At 62.1% G+C, this 17891-nt stretch carries 16 protein-coding genes; 7 read left to right on the plus strand and 9 right to left on the minus strand.

What is annotated here, in order from left to right; genetic code table 11:
- Positions 1-23: 23 nt before the first annotated feature.
- Both GA0061105_RS13680 and GA0061105_RS13685 read left to right on the plus strand, forming a co-directional pair.
- On the plus strand, positions 24-2489 hold the full coding sequence (locus GA0061105_RS13680; RefSeq protein WP_092750694.1) for a glycoside hydrolase family 3 C-terminal domain-containing protein: 2466 nt from the start codon (positions 24-26) through the stop codon (positions 2487-2489).
- A 236-nt stretch (positions 2490-2725) separates the two neighbouring features.
- Positions 2726-3196 carry an Hsp20 family protein gene (locus tag GA0061105_RS13685; RefSeq protein WP_064696917.1) on the plus strand — a complete coding sequence of 157 codons (471 nt, stop codon included), beginning with the start codon at positions 2726-2728 and terminating at the stop codon, positions 3194-3196.
- 311 nt (positions 3197-3507) lie between these two features.
- Here GA0061105_RS13685 and GA0061105_RS13690 read toward each other — a convergent pair whose 3' ends face one another.
- Positions 3508-4044: an OmpA family protein gene (locus tag GA0061105_RS13690; RefSeq protein WP_092750926.1), complete on the minus strand. Its 537-nt coding sequence runs from the start codon at positions 4042-4044 to the stop codon at positions 3508-3510.
- Between the two features lie 14 nt (positions 4045-4058).
- On the minus strand, positions 4059-4733 hold the full coding sequence (locus GA0061105_RS13695; protein WP_092750696.1) for a L,D-transpeptidase: 675 nt from the start codon (positions 4731-4733) through the stop codon (positions 4059-4061).
- A gap of 384 nt (positions 4734-5117) precedes the next feature.
- Between GA0061105_RS13695 and GA0061105_RS13700 the strand changes: the two genes are divergently transcribed.
- Positions 5118-7292, plus strand: coding sequence for a TonB-dependent siderophore receptor (locus tag GA0061105_RS13700; RefSeq protein ID WP_092750698.1), 2175 nt, complete (start codon positions 5118-5120; stop codon positions 7290-7292).
- Positions 7293-7296: 4 nt separating this feature from the next.
- Positions 7297-8082: a siderophore-iron reductase FhuF gene (gene fhuF, locus GA0061105_RS13705; RefSeq protein WP_092750700.1), complete on the plus strand. Its 786-nt coding sequence runs from the start codon at positions 7297-7299 to the stop codon at positions 8080-8082.
- A gap of 1 nt (position 8083) precedes the next feature.
- Here the strand turns inward: fhuF and GA0061105_RS13710 are convergent, their stop codons facing one another.
- Positions 8084-8986 (minus strand): AraC family transcriptional regulator, encoded by a 903-nt coding sequence (locus GA0061105_RS13710; protein WP_092750702.1) that lies wholly within the window; start codon positions 8984-8986, stop codon positions 8084-8086.
- A gap of 95 nt (positions 8987-9081) precedes the next feature.
- On the opposite strand from GA0061105_RS13710, the gene GA0061105_RS13715 reads away from it, so the two are divergent.
- The gene (locus GA0061105_RS13715; RefSeq protein WP_092750704.1) at positions 9082-9831 is read left to right on the plus strand and encodes an SDR family oxidoreductase; all 750 of its coding nucleotides are present in this window, start codon (positions 9082-9084) and stop codon (positions 9829-9831) included.
- A 14-nt stretch (positions 9832-9845) separates the two neighbouring features.
- Here the strand turns inward: GA0061105_RS13715 and fhuB are convergent, their stop codons facing one another.
- Genes fhuB through GA0061105_RS13730 form a run of 3 tightly spaced genes read right to left on the minus strand, consistent with a single transcriptional unit; the run spans position 9846 to position 13164 of the window.
- The gene (gene fhuB / locus GA0061105_RS13720) at positions 9846-11810 is read right to left on the minus strand and encodes a Fe(3+)-hydroxamate ABC transporter permease FhuB (protein WP_092750706.1); all 1965 of its coding nucleotides are present in this window, start codon (positions 11808-11810) and stop codon (positions 9846-9848) included.
- Positions 11810-12640 carry an iron-siderophore ABC transporter substrate-binding protein gene (locus GA0061105_RS13725; protein ID WP_064696909.1) on the minus strand — a complete coding sequence of 277 codons (831 nt, stop codon included), beginning with the start codon at positions 12638-12640 and terminating at the stop codon, positions 11810-11812. The genes fhuB and GA0061105_RS13725 overlap by 1 nt, the downstream gene beginning before the upstream one ends.
- Positions 12641-12672: 32 nt before the next feature.
- Positions 12673-13164: a GNAT family N-acetyltransferase gene (locus tag GA0061105_RS13730; RefSeq protein ID WP_064696908.1), complete on the minus strand. Its 492-nt coding sequence runs from the start codon at positions 13162-13164 to the stop codon at positions 12673-12675.
- Positions 13165-13327: 163 nt separating this feature from the next.
- Here GA0061105_RS13730 and GA0061105_RS13735 point away from each other — a divergent pair, with 163 nt between their 5' ends.
- Positions 13328-13984 carry a sigma-70 family RNA polymerase sigma factor gene (locus tag GA0061105_RS13735; RefSeq protein WP_092750708.1) on the plus strand — a complete coding sequence of 219 codons (657 nt, stop codon included), beginning with the start codon at positions 13328-13330 and terminating at the stop codon, positions 13982-13984.
- Here the strand turns inward: GA0061105_RS13735 and GA0061105_RS13740 are convergent.
- Genes GA0061105_RS13740 through GA0061105_RS13750 form a run of 3 tightly spaced genes read right to left on the minus strand, consistent with a single transcriptional unit; the run spans position 13875 to position 17474 of the window.
- On the minus strand, positions 13875-15059 hold the full coding sequence (locus tag GA0061105_RS13740; RefSeq protein ID WP_092750710.1) for a PLP-dependent transferase: 1185 nt from the start codon (positions 15057-15059) through the stop codon (positions 13875-13877). The genes GA0061105_RS13735 and GA0061105_RS13740 overlap by 110 nt on opposite strands.
- A gap of 10 nt (positions 15060-15069) precedes the next feature.
- A complete protein-coding gene (locus GA0061105_RS13745) occupies positions 15070-16488 on the minus strand; it encodes an MATE family efflux transporter (protein WP_092750712.1) in 1419 nt (472 codons plus the stop codon).
- Complete coding sequence (locus GA0061105_RS13750) at positions 16485-17474, minus strand: GNAT family N-acetyltransferase (protein WP_208601650.1); 990 nt, start codon at positions 17472-17474, stop codon at positions 16485-16487. Before GA0061105_RS13750 ends, GA0061105_RS13745 begins: the two co-directional genes overlap by 4 nt.
- 194 nt (positions 17475-17668) lie before the next feature.
- Between GA0061105_RS13750 and GA0061105_RS13755 the strand changes: the two genes are divergently transcribed.
- Positions 17669-17887, plus strand: a complete 219-nt coding sequence (locus GA0061105_RS13755; RefSeq protein WP_092750716.1) for an MbtH family protein — start codon at positions 17669-17671, stop codon at positions 17885-17887.
- Positions 17888-17891: the final 4 nt, after the last annotated feature.

The following is a 17891-nucleotide window of genomic DNA, read 5'->3' on the forward strand; positions in this document are numbered from 1 at the left end:
ATGCCTTTAAACGGGAGGTTTGCATGATCGATGCCATTCTCGACAAGATGACGCTCGAGGAGCAGGTCTCCCTGCTCTCCGGCGCCGATTTCTGGACGACCGTGCCCGTCGAGCGCCTCGGTGTGCCGAAGATCAAGGTGACGGACGGGCCGAATGGCGCGCGCGGTGCGGGCTCGCTGGTTGCCGGGGTAAAGGCGACCTGCTTTCCCGTCGCCATTGCGCTCGGCGCCAGCTGGAATCCAGATCTCGTCAGGCAGATGGGGGTTGCTCTTGCGCGCCAGGCCAAGAGCAAGGGAGCGGCCGTGCTGCTCGCGCCGACGGTCAATATCCACCGCTCCGGTCTCAACGGCCGCAATTTCGAATGTTATTCCGAAGATCCGATGCTGACATCGGAACTCGCCGTCGCCTATATCGAGGGCGTTCAGGGGGAGGGGATCGCGGCCACCATAAAACACTTCGCCGGCAATGAATCCGAGATCGAGCGGCAGACCATGTCGTCCGATATTGACGAGCGGACGCTGCGCGAAATCTACCTCCCGCCCTTCGAGCAGGCGGTGCGCCGCGCCGGCGTCATGGCCGTCATGTCTTCCTATAACCGGCTCAACGGCACCTATACGAGCGAGCATCATTGGCTGTTGACCAAGGTGCTGCGCGAGGAATGGGGCTTCGACGGTATCGTCATGTCGGACTGGTTCGGCTCGCATTCGACGGCCGAGACGATCAATGCTGGCCTCGATCTCGAAATGCCAGGCCCGGCGCGCGACCGCGGCGAGAAGCTGGTTGCGGCCGTGCGTGAAGGGGAGGTGGAGGCTGCGACCGTGCGCGCGGCGGCGAGGCGCATGCTGCTCTTGCTCGAGCGGGTCGGCGCATTCAAGAGCAAACCCGACCTCACCGAACGGGCGATCGACCTGCCGGAAGACCGCGCGCTGATCCGGCGCCTCGGCGCTGAAGGCGCGGTGCTGCTCAAGAATGACGGCATCCTGCCGCTGACCAAGACCTCGCTTGACCGGATTGCAGTCATCGGGCCGAATGCCGGGAGCGCTCGTGTCATGGGCGGCGGCAGCGCGCAGATTGCGGCGCATTATACGGTTAGCCCGCTCGAAGGCATTCGCGCCGCTCTTTCGAATGCCAACAGCATCAGCCATGCCGTCGGCTGCCGCCACAACCGCCTGATCGATGTATTCAAGGGAAAGATCGCGGTCGAATATTTCAAGGGGCGCGGCTGCAAGGGCGATCCGCTTCATGTCGAGACCGTCGACAAGGGCGAGTTCTTCTGGTTCGAGCTGCCGTCGGGCGAACTCGACCCCGCCGATTTCTCTGCCCGGATGGTGATGCATTATGCCCCGGAGGAGAGCGGCGAACATGTCTTCGGCATGACCAATGCCGGGCTGGCGCGGCTCTTCGTCGATGGCGCGCTCACCGTCGACGGCCATGAGGGCTGGACGCGCGGCGAGAATTACTTCGGCACCGCCAATGACGAACAGCGTGGCACCGTGAGGCTCGAAGCGGGCCAGTCCTACGAAATCGCCGTTCAATACGAGCCTTCCCCGGCGAGCGAGGAGGGGATCAACCTCATCGCCGTCCGTTTCGGCGTCGAAAAGCCGCTCGGCGAGGCCGATATCGAGGCCGCCGTCGAAATCGCCCGCAATGCCGATGTGGCACTGCTCTTCGTCGGCCGCGACGGCGAGTGGGATACGGAAGGACTTGATCTGCCCGACATGCGGCTGCCGGGCCGGCAGGAAGAACTGATCGAGAAGGTCGCCGCCGCCAATGCCAACACCGTCGTCGTGCTGCAGACCGGCGGCCCCATCGAGATGCCCTGGCTTGGCAAGGTCGGCGCCGTGCTGCAAATGTGGTATCCCGGCCAGGAACTCGGCAATGCCGTCGCGGACGTGTTGTTCGGCGATGTCGAGCCAGGCGGGCGCCTGCCGCAGACCTTCCCGAAGGCGCTGACCGACAATTCCGCCATCACGGGCGATCCCGCCGTCTATCCCGGCAGGGACGGGCATGTGCATTATGCCGAAGGCGTCTTCGTCGGCTACCGCTATCACGATACGCGCGGGGTCGACCCGCTCTTCCCCTTCGGATTCGGCCTCGGTTATACCCGCTTCCGCTGGAGCGAGCCGCGGCTTTCGATGAGTGAAATGGGGCCGGACGGCGTAACCGTCAGCGTCGAGGTCACCAACATCGGCGACCGTGCCGGCTCCGAGCTGGTCCAGCTCTATGTGCGCTCGCCGAAAGCGAAAGTGGAACGGCCGGACAAGGAGCTGCGCGCCTTCGCAAAGCTCTCGCTACAACCCGGCGAAACCGGCACGGCCGTCATGAAGATTCTCCCGCGGGATCTGGCCTATTTCGATATCGAGGCCGGCGCCTTCCGGGCGGAGCCGGGTGGTTACCAGCTGGTTCTGGCGGCGAATGCCGCCGACATTAGATCCGTGATCGACGTGCCGTCACCAGCCGGCCACGTGCTGCTGCCGTCGACCGCATGATTCCCTATGTCGGAACGGCCCGGCGCCTATCGATTTAGATGAATGAAAAACAGTGCTGAAGAGGCTTCCCGGCGTCGGATAAAGCAGGCTGAAAATTTTTCGATTCTCCTCTTGAATCGAAAATCGCGCGAAACCAGATCATTTTCGTCGGCAGCGCAGTAGCGGGCCGATGATCAGAGCGGAGGCGCAGTTTCCGACGCGTCTCCACCCCATGTTGCTTTACGGAGGATATGGCTATGAGAAACGAACTTGACTTCGCCCCCCTTTATCGGTCCAGCATCGGCTTCGACCGTGTCTTCAATCTCCTGAACAATGCGCAGCGCCTCCAGGCGATCGATGCCTGGCCGCCCTATGATATCGTCAAGACGGGCGAAGACGACTATCGCATTCGGATGGCGGTTGCCGGTTTCGCCGACGGCGACCTCGACATCACCCAGGAGCGGAATGTTCTGGTGGTGAAGGGGCAAAAGGACGAAGGGAAGGACGGCGAATATCTGCACCGCGGCATCGCCGGGCGCGCATTTGAGCGCCGCTTCGAACTCGCCGATCACGTCAGGGTCGAGAACGCGTCGCTGACGAATGGTATTCTTGCGATTGCCCTGAAGCGTGAAGTGCCGGAAGCCATGAAGCCGCGCAAGATCGCCATCGGAGACAGTCCCTTTCAGCCGGCGCCTCTTCAGATCGAAGGCGAGCGTCAGGTGGCTTAAGGAGATCTTCTCCATGAAGTCCAGGATAAAGCCGTTTATCGTGGAGATCAGGAAACGTCGCGGAAGCAGTGCGAAGCTTGCCGGGAAGCCCCTTTTTTCGAAATCGGCAGGCAAGGACCGTACCGCAGCGGCGGGTTTCGAAGCGCGATCTTGATGCCGCTTCTACGTCAACTGGGGCCGGCGTCGCGTGGCCGGCCCGCCCTTCGAATGATCGGGGATTCGGTTAGTCGCCCTGGAGCTCTCGCGGCGCGACCCATGGGTAAAGTACCGGGCCTTCGTCGAGCGCTCGCCTGAACCAGGGCAAGCTACAATCAAACCGCATCCGGCTGTGTGCGCAGATTGGTGACGACGCGCCGGTTCTGCACCTTGCAGGAGCGCTCTGTGCAGTCGCGGACTTCGCGGTCGTTGCCGTAGCCCTTGGCCCACATGCGCTTGGGATCGACGCCCTTCGAGGCAAGATAGGCCATCGCTGCATCGGCGCGCTTCTGCGACAGCGTCTGCATATTGGAGGCGGAGCCGGAATCGTCGGCAAATCCCTGCAGCTTGAGCAGCCAGGTCGGGTTCCTGTTGAGCCAGGCGGCCTGATTGTCCAGGGTTGCCATGGCGACGGAATCGAGCGCGGCGGAGTCCTGCTTGAAGTAGATCCGTCGGCCGACATTGAGAATGAAATCCTCTTCGCTCCCCTGCGCAACATTCTCGAAACCGGGGGCGGGGTCGTTGGTCTGACCGGTCAGCGGCGCCGCCGCCGGTTCTTCCAAGGAGGCGACCTCAGTGGTGGAGCAGGCGGCGAGCGCCAGGAGCATGGCTGCGCCGGCAAGGCGCTTCGTGTATCCGATCATCGCAGACATCAGGGTGATATTCCTCATTCGACCGGAGTTGTTTCGCTAACCTGGGTGGCGCCGCCAGCTTGGTCGGCGATATGGGGCAGAACCTGCACGGCGGTGCCAATGGGGCAGCGCTGGTAAAGATCGATAGCGTCTTCGTTGAACATGCGAATACAGCCGCTGGAGGCGTCCTTGCCGATGCTCCATGGCTCGAGCGTGCCGTGGAACCGATAGCCCGTGTCGACGCCGTCGCGATGCAGATACATGGCGCGGGGGCCGAGTGGATTCTTCGGCGAGCCACCCGAGACGAACTCCGGTAGCTCGGGATGGCGCTTGCGCATCTCCGGCGGTGGCGTCCAGCGCGGCCATAGCGATTTAGCGTCGATGGTGGCGCGACCGAACCATTTGAAGCCCTCCCGGCCGACCCCGACGCCATAGCGGATGGCGGTCTTGTTCTCCATGATTACGTAAAGGAAATGGTGCCTTGTATCGACGACAACGGTGCCGATCGGCTCGCTGCTGAAATATTTGACCACCTGCCGGTGCCATCGCTTGTCGATCTTGGCGAAATTGGTGCTGCGAAATGTCACGCCGTTGTCGACGGCCGTGCCGCCGAAATAAGAAGATGCCGCCGCGATTGCCGGTTTCCGAACGGCGCCGGTCCCAAGCAACGCCAATCCACCGAGCACAATACTCCTGCGGGTCCACACCATCGGCCAATTCCCCCCTGAAAGCCAACAAGCGAAGCGGCAGTAAAGCAGATTTTTCATTTGCCTCAACAGAAAACTCCCTTCCCTGCCAAGATCGATAACGAATTGGGCCTCTCCTGAGGCTGTATTGCCGCGGTCGTTACTCCAAGCGCGATAATGTTATGCCGACTGTTTGGGGGACCTGGAATGGACAGGAGGCGCGGCCGGAGCCTGCATCGCAGATATTCCGTGCGATCGTTCCAGCGTCGGTGATGCGTGCAACCTGTTCGCGAATGGCCGTCACGGCCAGATCATCAAATAAAAGGTGACAAAAACAATCATCTTATGTTGACAAGCTCCATTTCGCTCCATAGGTTCCGCCCGCATCCGTGACGTAGGGACCAAGCAATGGCGCGTGTTTTTTTGAGTGTTTCTAATAATGTATCGCGAATTTATAGAGATACCCTATTTGCGACGACCGCGATCGTCCTGACCGGTTTTGCAGCATCGCCGGCTGCCGCTCAAAGCCCTTCCTCAGACGACACCGCGACAACGTTGGAACCGATTGTCATTCAAGGTGCAGCCTCTGATAGCAAGGCCGACCGAACGTCGGTTGCTGCCAAGAACAGTGCGGCCGCGACCAAGATCAGCACGCCGCTGGTCGAGACGCCGCGTTCGGTCTCGGTCACCACTGAGAAGGAAATCGAGCAGCGCGGCGCGCAAAGCATTATCGAGGCCGTGCGCTATACGGCCGGCGTTACGACCGGGCCGAACGGTTTCGATCCGCGTTTCGACCAGATTTACATTCGCGGCTTCAACGTCACGACGGTCGGGGATTTTCGTGACGGATTGCGCCAGCCCTACATTAATTACGGCATGTTCCGCACCGATCCGTATCAGCTGCAGCGCGTTGAGGTGATCAAGGGCCCGGTTTCCGTTCTCTACGGTGCGGGATCGCCGGGCGGTCTCGTCAACAAGATATCGAAGCTTCCGACCGAGGAGCCGATCCGCGAAGTTGGAATCAGCTACGGCACCGAGGATCGGTTGCAGGGGATGTTCGATTTCGGCGGGCCGATCAGCGAGGGCAACGACGATTTCCTTTATCGCATCGTTGGCCTCGCCCGCCGCGGCGATACCAATTTCGACATTGCCGACGACCGCTATTTCCTGGCGCCGTCCTTCACCTGGAAGCCTGACGAGGGCACTTCCTTTACGATTTACGGTCTTGCGCAAGCCGACGAGACCGACTCCAACGTCGGAGCAATTACGACATCCGACAACAGGATTCTCAAGCTTAGGGCGAGCGATCCCGACTACGACTACCAGAAAGTCAAGCAGCAGCAGGCCGGTTATCAGTTTGAGCATGAATTCGACAATGGTCTGACCTTCCGGCAGAACCTGCGTTACTCGCATCTCGATCTGGAGGCCCGCTATCTCGGCGTTACCGGGTGGAGCGGAACCGTCGCGCATCGTGGCACGAATGCGATCCGGGATGAAATGAACCTTTTCCAGATCGATAATCAGCTCGAGGCGAAATTCGATACAGGCCCGCTTGCCCATACGATGCTGTTCGGGCTCGACTACACCAATCTTCAGTCGAGCTTTGGATATGGCGCCGGAGCCGCCGATCCGGCGTTCGACTTCGATATCGCCAATCCGACCTATGGTGTTTCGGGCGCCACGCCGGACTATAGTATCTTGGCTTCCGAGGCCGATATGCGGCAGGTCGGCATTTACGCCATGGACCAGGTCGAGGTCGGGAACTGGCGCTTCAACCTCGGCGGCCGCCAGACCTGGGTGAACCAGACGCGTGATGCGACCTTGCCCGCGATCAGCTCGGAGGAGGTCGACAAGAGCGCCTTCTCCTGGCAAGCCGGTGCACTCTACCTCTTCGATAACGGCATCGCCCCCTTCGTCTCCTATGCCACCTCGTTCGATCCGGTGAACAATCGGTCGCAATCCGGCAAAATCCTAGCACCGACAGAGGGTGAACAGTATGAGCTCGGCGTGAAATACCAGCCGCCCGGCTCCGACATCCTCCTGTCGGCCGTTGCTTATCACATCGTCGAAAAGAACAAGCCAGTACTGGTCGATCCGGTGATGTTTGCCTATGGTTCGATCGGTGAAGTAACCGGTAAGGGCATCGAACTTGAAGCCCGTGCGGCAGTGGCCGATGGCTGGGATCTTATTGCTGCCTACACTTACAACCAGTCGGAAGTCACGGGAGGCGGTGTAAACGAAGGCAATACGCCAGCCCTGACACCCTCGCATGTCGCCAGCCTCTGGGCCAACTATACGTTCCAGGAAACCAACCCCTTCCATGGGCTGTCTGTGGGCGCGGGGGTCCGTTATACCAGCGATAATTGGACGGACACGGCCAATACGTCTAAGAATCCCTCGAGCTTCTACATCGACGCCTCCGCCGCTTATGATTTCGGCGCGATCGACAAGAAATACGAAGGCCTGACGGCAGCCTTCAATATCCGCAACATTGCCGATGAGCGCGACACCGTCTGCAACGAGGGCTTCTGCTACCTCGGTCAGGGTCGCAACATGACGGCAACTCTGAAGTACCGGTGGTAGCATCATGGCGGCAGAGATGAACGGGGTGGTCTCGCGCCCTTCGATCGCCGATCATCCTGTCGCTCACCAGTCCGTCGACCTTGACGGCCTGGTGGGTGATGGCCCGTTCGCCTATTGCCGCGGCAAGCTGCTTGCCTCTCCACCGCCGACCGGGATTGTCATTCCCTGCAGGGACCTAGGCGATCGGGACGTGTTTGACGGCATCATCACCCGCTATGCCGAAAAATTTCCGGGCAGCGATCGCCGCGCGATCGTCTCCATGTGGACTCTCTATTATTTCAGCATGCTGACGATCGCTCCGAGCGTCCATATGTTCGTGAACCGCATTGCGCTGCCGCTGGAGATCGACCGGCTTTCACTCGTGTATAATGCTGAGACGGGCGAGCCGGAAGCCTTCGTGATGTCCGAAAGCCCGGAGCTTGCCACCGATCCGGCCGGCGAGCTTCACCGCCTGATGCTCGGCCATGCCGAGCCTGTCATTGCGGCGATTGCTGCCAATGCCGGCGTCGCGCCGAAGCTGCTCTGGAATAATGCCGCGGCCTATCTTTCCTGGATCCTCAAAGAGATCGCGCACCGCCACGAGCCCAGCCTTGTCGAAGGTGGTCTGGCGCTGCTGAACGATGCTGAGTGGCCGGGCGGCGGGCGCAACCCGATGTTCGGCATGATCCGCATGGCGCGCCAGCAATGCGGGCTGGAGTTCGCCCGCCGCAAGGTCTGCTGCCTGCGCTATAATCTGCCAGGCGTCGGCGGCTGCGGCGAAGCCTGTCCGCTGCCGGACGGGCGGCATTGAATCAGACGGTTCTTGCCTGCTCGGCATATCGAGACGGCGGCAATCCGGCAAAGCGCGTAAATGCCGTGCTGAACGCACTTGCGGAGCCATAGCCGACGCGCTCGGCGATTTCCTGAATTCCGATATCGTCCTGCCTGAGCAGATTTTTGGCGAGCGCCATGCGCCACGATATCAGATATTCCATCGGCGCCATGCCCACGGCGCGGCGGAAGCGGTTGAAAAATGCGGACCGGGACAGGGCCGCCTCGCCGGCAAGCTGCTCCACCGTCCATTCCCTGGCGGGGCTTTCATGCAGCCGACGAATGGCCAGGGCAAGGCGTGCATCGCTCAAGCCCCGCAGGATTCCGAGCGGCGCCTTCTCCCCGGCATTCGAGCGCAGCGCCTCCACAAGCAAGACTTCCAACAACCGCGCCAGGATCATGTTCTTTCCCGGCCGTTCGGCGCGAGCTTCGTTGGTGACGAGCTGAACGATCGTCGACAGTCTGCTGTCGCCGCGGATATGGATGATCCGCGGCAGCAGGGAAACCAGCAGGGCCGCATCAGGCGAGCCGAAAGCGAAGTGGCCGACCAGCAATCGTGCATTCGGAGCCCCTTCGGGATCGCCGTGACGCGTTTCTTCAGGAAGCATGGTGACGGTGAGGGGATCGATGCCGGGCGATAATCCGTCGTCGAGGCTCGACATCGTGAAGGCATGGGCCGCCGGGATCAGGATGAAGTCGCCTTCGCGCAGCGTGATCTGCTCGTCCTCCGCGCTCAGCCGCGCAGAACCCTCCAGCACGACGCAGTAGAAAGGCTGGCCCGTTTCCTGGCGCTCAACGCGCCACGTCCCCGCGCCGCTGACGAACTTCGAATAGCGCGCCGCCGGCTGCAGCAGTGTGACCATTTCAGCCAGAGGGTCGCTCATCGATACTCCTGATAATGAAACAAGGACTACGCATGATATTCAGTAGCGGTATCGCCGTCTACATCTATAGCCGTCAGCATAGATAGGAGACAGATATGAAGACCGTTCTCGTTACAGGATGCTCATCAGGCTTTGGATTGGAAATTGCCAGGTTCTTTCTCGCGCAGGGCTGGAAGGTGATCGCCACCATGCGCACGCCTCGCCAAGACCTTCTGCCGCCTTCGGACAATCTTGCGATCGTTGCGTTGGATGTCACCAGCCCTGGAAGCATCCGCGCTGCGGTTGACGCCGCAGGTCCTGTCGATGTGCTGGTAAACAATGCCGGCATCGGCTGGCTCAACGCGGTTGAGGGAACGCCGATGGAGATCGCTCGCGATATTTTTGAGACGAACACGCTTGGAACGATCGCGATGACGCAGGCGGTTCTGCCGCAGATGCGGGAGCGCCAGGAAGGGGTCGTCGTCAACGTCACATCAAGCGTGACGCTCAAGCCGCTTCCGCTCCTCTCGGTCTATACGGCCAGCAAAGCCGCGGTGAACGCTTTTACCGAATCTGCCGCGCTCGAGCTCGAGCCCTTCAATGTGCGTGTGAGAATCGTTCTCCCGGGGCGGGCGCCGGAGACGCGGTTCGGCGATACGGCGCGCTCACGGATTCGACAACAGGGCGGTTTCCCGGAAGCCTATTCGTCGGTCGTCGCTGATGTGTTCGCGTCCTGGGAGCAGCAGTCGGAAACTGCCTTGACACAGGCCGTCGACGTGGTCGAGGCGGTATGGCGTGCGGCGACCGACCCTTCCGCTCCGTTGCGCATCGCGGCAGGAGCAGATGCCGTGGCATTGGCGGGATAGGAGGCGGCGGCTTCTTAAGGCCGCCGGCGCAAAACGATCAGCAGCATCGGGGCTCCGACCAGAGCCGAGATCAAGCCGGCTGGCACCTGATAGGGGAAGGCGAGCATGCGGCCGGCCCAGTCGGCGATGACCAGCATGGTTGCGCCGATGAGGGCGGCGGCGAGGAGCTGGGTGGAGGGCCGGCGAAGGCCGAGGCCGTGGGCGAGGTGCGGCGCCATCAGGCCGATGAAGCTCAAGGGGCCGACGACCAGTGTCGCGGCTGCCGTCATGATCGCAGAGAGCCCGAACAGCGCCGCGCGGGTGGGGACGATCCTGAGGCCGAGTTCGCTCGCTGCCTCCGGCCCGAGTTGCAACAGCGCAAGCCACCGGCTGGCGAGAAAGGCCGCGATGAGGCACGCAAGCGCAATCGAGAGGGCGCTTGCGGCAACGGCATTGTCGACGAAATAGGTCGAGCCCGCCATCCAGCGGATGAGCGCGAGGCCACGGGGATCACCGGTCGCGGCAAGGACGCCAATCCCGGCATCGAGCATCGCGCCGAAGCCGATGCCTGCGAGCAGGACTCGGTTCGGGCCGAAGCCGGAACGGACGCTCAACAGGAAGATCAGCAGCAGCACGGCAAGCGCTCCGCCGCCGGCAAAGGCAAGCTGGACGGGGAGTCCCGGCGCGGCAAAGGCGAACATGGCAGCCGCGACACCGAGCGTTGCTCCGGCCGATACGCCGAGCACCTCGGGGCTTGCCATTTCGTTTCCGGTCAGCCGCTGCAGAATGAGGCCCGTCACCCCGAGCACAGTTCCGGCGCCGAACGCCGCGACGACGCGCGGCAGGCGAAGGGGAAGGATTTCGTCCCACGAGGCGGCCGGCAGCCATGCCCAGGCGCCGTCGGGTGCGCGGCCGAAGAAGATCGCGGCCACCGCCAATGCGACGACCGAGACGAGCAGCAAGGCAAGCGATGCCGTTCGATTGCTGATCGCGAGCCGTGGCGAGGCCATGGCGGGCAGCGTGCGCGAGGCTGTCGCAAGGCGTGGCAGAAGCGCAATCAGAATCGGCCCGCCGAGCAGTGCCGTCACCGCGCCCGTCGGCACGAAATCCCCGGGAGCAAGAAGCTTGATGGCCTCGTCGGTCAGGAGGAGAAGGCCGGCGCCGGCAACGGGCGACCAGATCAATTGGCTGAGGATGCGTCTGGCGCCGGCCAGCCGGACGATCTGCGGAGCGACCAGCCCGATGAAGCCGATGACGCCGACGGCGCTGGTAACGAGCGCACTAAGCGCAATCGCGATCGCCAGGATGAAGCCCCGCGTCCATTTGACGGGCAAGCCGAGGCTGGTCGCGCCGGCATCGCCGAGTTGGCTCAGCGCCAGCGGCCGCGTAGCGAAAAGGGCAAGGGCGGCAAGCAGCGCGACCTTCGGCAGTAGCGATAGCGGGATCACCCAGCTTTGCTGCGACAGTGATCCGGCGCCCCAAATGAAGATCCCGGAGAGATATTGATCGTTCATGAGAATGAGGATGGCCGCCGCCGCCCCGCACCAGAGGCCGATGATCATGCCCGACAGGATGAGGGAAAAGGGCGAGAAGCCGTGCCGGGCGCTGATCGAAAAAATCGCCAAGGCGGCAGCGGCACTTCCGCCGAGCGCGACCGCGTCGCGGCCCCATCCGGTCAGTGAGGGAAAGGCTAGCATGACGGATACCAGCGCCAGATTGGCGCCGGCCGAAACGCCGAGCGTCGTCGGCGAGGCCAGCGGATTGCGCAGCACCTGCTGCAGGATCGTTCCCGACAGCGCAAGCGCGGCTCCCGTGATCAGCGCCGTCGCCATGCGCGGCAGCGTGGAATAGAGAAGCAGAAGGTGCTGGGCGTCGTAACCGCCTGTTGCCTCCAGATGCGGCAGCGCCGGCAGGAGATCGAGGACCGCGAGGCTGAGGCCTGAAAACAGCAATAGCGCCGCAAGTGCGGGCGCGCCGAAGCAGGAATTTTGAGGCTTCATCAGGCGGCAGTCTCCAGAACATCGACCATCAAGGTCGAAAAGCGCAACGCTTCCTGAACCATTCCAAACATCAGGACGCCTGGAACGACCGAGATCCGCTGCCGCCGGACGAAGGGAAGGCTGGTCCAGAGCGGGCTTTCTGAAAGCCGGGTCAGGACATCGGGCGGAAGCAGCGGCGACACGACGACGAGGTGCGCTTCTTCACTGAGCTCGGCGAGCTGTTCCAGACCGACTGTCTGAAATCCCCAATAGCTGGCCTCGCCCTTCCAGGCATTCTCCAGGCCGATGCGTCTCATCGCGCCGCCGTAAAGCCCGGGGCCGCCATAGATGCGCGCATGCCTCTGATCGATGAAGTTGATCACGGCGACAGGCGGCGCGGACAGGCTCTTCACCCGCTCGCGCTGCTGGGAGAATGTGGCATCGGCGCGGGACAGAAATGCCGATGCTTCCTGCCGTCGCCCGATCACAGCGCCGAGACGCAGCGTTTCGGCATAGGAGCGGTCGAGCGCATCGCCGTTCTCGGCATAGACGGTGAAGGTCTCCACGGAGGCGATGCGGGAGAGTTTTTCATCGAGCGCGGCCAGGAATGGCGTACTGAGGATGAGCGATGGCCGGAGGCTGGTGAGGACTTCGAGATTGATCTCCGACGTGGTGCCGATATCGACGACGCCTTTCGGCATGGCCGGCTCGACAACCCATTCCTGCCAGTTCCGCAGCGACGCGATCGCACGCGGCACGCTGCCGAGCGCCAGCATCGTCGATGCCAATCCGTAATCGAGCGACACGACGCCGCCATCACCAGCGTGCACGATGGCGGGTGCGCCGGTCATTGCCAATGCGCCCAGAAGAAAGTCTCGTCGTCTCAAAGCGCGGTCTCGCTCGGCTGTTCGCCAGTGAGCGGCTTTACCATGAAGAGGCACGGATGATCCTCATGCCAGAGCCTGGGAAAAACCTCGGCCCTGACAAAGCCGGTTCGGTCGTAGAAGCGCCGCGTCGCCTCGAATTGCGGTTCGTCGCGGCCGCGCGGCGCGAGCGTCTTGACCGTCAGCAGCCGGGCGCCCGATTCATAGGCGAAGCGTTCGGCCGCATCGACGAGATGTCGTCCGCCGCCGCGGCCGTGATATTCGGGCCGCGTCGCGATCAGCGCGATCTCGACGGCGCCAGGAAGGTGCGGCTTCAGCGCAATCATGGCGGTGACGACATCCGCCTCGATATAGCCGAACACCGGCAGATCTTCGACCGCCTCTGCACTCGCTTCGATGACCTCGGGTTCCGAAAACCAGTCGGGCAGGGCTCCCATGATCGATCGGCAGAGCTCCGCCTTGCCCGTCAGGATCTCAACTGTTCGTCCCATTTTTTCTCGTCTCCGGTCGGTCGATTTAAACTTGACTCCTGTTATCACCTTAAATTAGACACTGCAATCACATCGTGTACCTTTGTTCAAAAGGCAACACCGAGGCCGAACCGACCAGCAACGACAGAGCCTGATTTTCCATTTGTAAAAAGGGTACAGGGCAATGCGAGCATCGCATCGTGATGTGAACGGAAATGCGGTTGTCAACGCGATGATCGAAAACAAGGAAAAACTCCTTAAAACGATTGAAAGCGTTGTTAAATCAAGGTCATATTCTGAGGATATATTTCAGGATGGTGTCATCAAAGCTTACGGGGTGAACGTCGAAGGCATTCGTTGCCCCATCGGTTACGCATTCCGCATGGTCTACAACCTCGCCCTCGACGAGAGCCGCCGCCGGCGCCAGCAGATGAACAACTATAGGTCGATAGACCAGGTGCAGGAGATCACGGCGCCGATCCCGACCGTGCTCGACCAGCTCGTTGCTGCAGAAACCCTGCGCGACGTGCTCGCCTCGCTGGAAGCGCTGCCAAAGCGGACCAACGACGCCTTCATCCGCCATCGCCTGAACGGCGTGCCGCAGAAAGATATCGCGGCCGAACTCGGCGTCTCGAGGACGCTCGTCAATTTCATGATCAAGGCGGCGGAGCAGCATTGCCATTTGGCGATCACTGAACCCGCCGGCCCCGATCATGAACCTCGCCGGGATCCTACCGCCGTGCGGCGTGCAGCGCCTGCTGCAGGTCGCTCCACAGCAGTTCCGGTTCTTCCAGTCCAACGGCGAAGCGAATTGTCTGCTCGCTCACGCCGAACCGGATGAAGGTGGTGATCCGGTCGGGGATCTGCAGCGCGACCTTGGCGGGGACCACGAGCGTTTCCGGTCCTCCCCAGCTGACGCCAAGGCGGATTTCGCGGAGCGCATTGACGAAGCGCGCGACGTCGATGTCGGGTGTGAGGTCGAAGGCGAAGAGCCCGGCATAGCCCGACAGCGTCGCCCGGCCGGGATGATCCTGAAAGGCCGGGTGGCGAACGCGGGCGATGTCGGGATGCTGTTTCAGCCGGTCGGCGAGCAGAAGCCCGCTGCGCTCATGCTCCTTCAGCCGGACGCGCAGCGTGCGCATGCCGCGCAGCAGGAGCCAGGCCTCGAAGGGCGAAAGCTTGGCGCCGACATAGGGGTAGGAGGTCGAGTTGATCCTGGCGATCGCCTCCTTCGTGCCGACGACGACGCCGGCAACCGTATCGCTGTGGCCGCCGAGATATTTCGAGGCGGCGTGAATGACGATGTCGACGCCGTGCTGGATTGGCTTCTGGAAGAGCGGCGTCGCCCAGGAGTTGTCGATGACGGTCGTCACTCCGGCCTCTTTCGCCATGGCCGCCAGAGCTACGATGTCCTGAAGTTCGAAGACGAAGGAAGACGGGTTTTCGAGATAAAGCAGCTTGGCGCCCGGCAGCGCCTTGCGCACCTCGTCATGGTCGGCGGGATCGACGAAATCCACCGTGACACCGAGCCTGTCGAGCAGCTTCACCAGAAGGCGGTAGACGTCATTATAGAGGTGGCGGACGGCGACGACCCGGTCGCCCGCTTCCACGAGGCTGAGAATGGTCGAGGTGATGGCGGCCGTTCCGCTCGAAAAGGCGCGCCCATCCTCCGCGCCTTCGAGGCGGGCGACCAGCAGTTCGAATTCGCGGACGGTCGGATTGTCGCCGCGCGAATAGATGAAGTTGCGCGCCCGACCGGCGAAGACATCCTCCATCGCTTCGTAACTGTCATAGGTGAAGAGCGACGTCTGGAAGATCGGCGGCGACACGGCGTTAAAGGCGGCCGGATCGACGGGCGTGAAGAGATCGTCGGCCGCATGGGTGCCAAGGTCGCGGGGGCTGAAGGACTGATTCATGATGATCCTCTCATGGGCAAAAACGGGGATGGGGACGGATGGAGGTCAAAGGTTCGGCCGAGCGCTGCCGAAGGGCGCCGAGCGACCGGACCAGGCAGAAGCATGACAACAGACCGGTGAGAGCCGAGGCCAGGAACATGGCCCAGAGCAGGCCCGAAAAGCCGAAGAAGGGCGGCAGGAGAGCAAGCAGCGGAAAGAGAAGATATCCGTTCTGCGCCAAGCCGACGGCAAGGGCGGCCTTCGGCCTGCCCTGTGCCTGGAAGAGGATCAGCACGGTCTGCCGGAGGCCGAACAGCAGGAAGGGGAGATGGGTTACGATGATCACTTGTCCTGCGATCGACACGACGGATGCATCGTCGGTGAAGAACGAGGCGAGATGCTCGGAGAAGATCATTGCCGTCAGCCCGTAGGCGGCGCCGACCGCGCTTGTCACTGCGGTTAGCATGCGGGCTGCCGACAGAACGCGGCCGATATCGCCACGGCCCCAGGCGAAGCTCAGGATGGACTGTGCGCCGAGCGAAATGCCGATGATCGGCAGTGCGCCGACCGCAAGCAGCCGCAAGGCGATCCCCATGCCGGCGATACCGTCCTCACCGTGATAGGTGCCGGCGACCGACAGCATCGCGGCGATTGCGCCGGCCGTCGCGAGGCTTGTCAGCGTCGTCGGCGCGCCTACGGCAAGAACCGGCTTAAGATGCCTGAGATCGTCGAACCGCCAGCCGAACGTCAGCCGGACCGTCCCGAGCCGTCTCGCATGATAGGCACCGTAGATTGAGAGCGCCACGAGCTGGGAGAAGATGGTCGCAAGCGCCACTCCCTGCAAGCCGAAACCGAAACCGAAGATCATGATCGGATCGAGGATGATGTTCAGCGCGAAGCACGCGACCAGCGTCCACATGCTAAAGCGGGCATTGCCTTCGGCGATCGCCAGGAAATCGAGAATGATCTGCGCCATGGTCAGCGGGATCGAGACCGCGATGATGAGGAGATAGTGCTGCGCAAGCGGCTCGATGGCGGGTGTCGCGCCGAACAGCAGGAAAGATGGAAACGCAACGATTGCGATGGCGCTTGCTGCGCCGAAGGCGACGCCGGCGGCAAGGCTGACCGAGGCGAGGGTGCTCGCACGTGACCGGTTGCCAGCGCCGAGCGCCCGCCCGACCTCGGTCGCCACACCGACGCCGATGCCTTCGCCGAAAGCCGCGACGAGCATCAGGATCGGCAGCACGATCATGATCGCGGCGATCTGGTCTTCGCCGATCATGCCGACGAAGACCATGTTGATCGTGTGATGCGCGGCATTGATCGACAGGCCGAACATTGCGGGCAGCCCGAGCCGCAGCAGCAGCCGAAAAAGCTGCGGGCTGGCAAGATCTTCCGGTGCGAGCCGCCGTTTCCGCAGGCTGCCTCTCATCTCGCTCATATCGTTCATGATGCGGGGACCCAGAGATGATCGCCGAAGAAGCGCTCGCGGCTCAGCATCACCAGCAGCGCCCGCTTATGCGGAAAATCGAAATGCTTGACCTTGGCAAAGCCCGAGCGGTCGAGATTGCGGATCTGCTGCTCGTGGCTGGCGCGCGGCTCGCCGACAATGCGCTCCGTGCGGGGATCGTCGAGGAAGATGAAATGCATCAGCGAGGGAAGCCACGCGCTGATCCATTTCTTGCCGCGATAATCCGGCTCGCCGATCGCAACATGCCATCCGCGATCGTAATCGTCGGCATCGTAGTAGGGACCGAGGCGGTTCTCCTTGGCCCAGTAGACTTCGAAATAGCCGAAGGGAATGTCGGCGAAACTGCCGATCAGCGGCAGGACATGCGGATCGGCCATCCTCTCTTCCAAGATCTCCCGGTGCTTGTCGATAGAGCCCGCATCCTCCCAGATCGTGTTGACCTGCTCGTCGTTCATCCAGCGGTGGAAGGCCGCAAGATCGGTCTCGGGATCGGCCACCCTGAAGCTGATATCCCGGTCCAGCCACGGGATGAAGCGCTGGTAGACGGTGCCCTTCGGCTTTGCCGGCCGGCGCGGATGATAGCGCCCCGCGGTCATCTCCTGCACGGGCGGCAGCGGATAGGAAAGCTGCGGCAGCCACAGCGATGGCCATTGCCAGAGGATTGCGGAATCAAGCCTTCCGCCGGTACCTGAAAAGTGCCGGGGAAGGGTTGCCTGATGGCCTTCGAAAATGACCGATTTGATCGACCGATCTTCTGCCGTCACCGCTTCGGCGGCCGCCATGAGAAGCTCCGCCGACTGCACGGGATTTCCCTCGTAGAAGGTCAGCGAGGCGATGCCGGCTTCGACTTCGAGGACGATTTCGTGATTCCCCTGTACGGTGTTGAGATGGACGATATTTGGGGCAAGCCTGACATGGCTGCGCGCCGGCAGAACCCGCCTTTGTTTGGCGGCGTCGAAATCCATGATGTTCTCCTTGATTGGCAGGGCTTTTGATGCTGCGAGCATGAAGTCTGCTCCTGCACTGATTTGGTAGAATGACGATCCATCCCAAGGCGGATTTAGGGGTTAGAGAAGAAAAAAATTCTCAGCAATTTTCTAAACTCCAGCAGGGGGGATCCGTCATTTGCGCATGACGTCAATCTCTGCAGGAGCTTCGAATGGACAATCTTGAGCCCCGCGACGATCTCTGGATCGTCGTCCACGACACCGAGCATCACTATTCGGTTTGGCCGCAGGATAAGCGGATTCCGCTGACCTGGCAGGCGGCGGGTTTTGCTGGTTCGCGCCAGGAATGCCTCGCCCATATCCGCGCCGTCTGGGCCGATCCGCGCCCGCTTTCCCTGCGCTCGGCCATGGCAGCCGATGCGCGTCTCTGAAAAA

The organism is Rhizobium aethiopicum (assembly GCF_900094625.1).
Classification (GTDB): domain Bacteria; phylum Pseudomonadota; class Alphaproteobacteria; order Rhizobiales; family Rhizobiaceae; genus Rhizobium; species Rhizobium aethiopicum.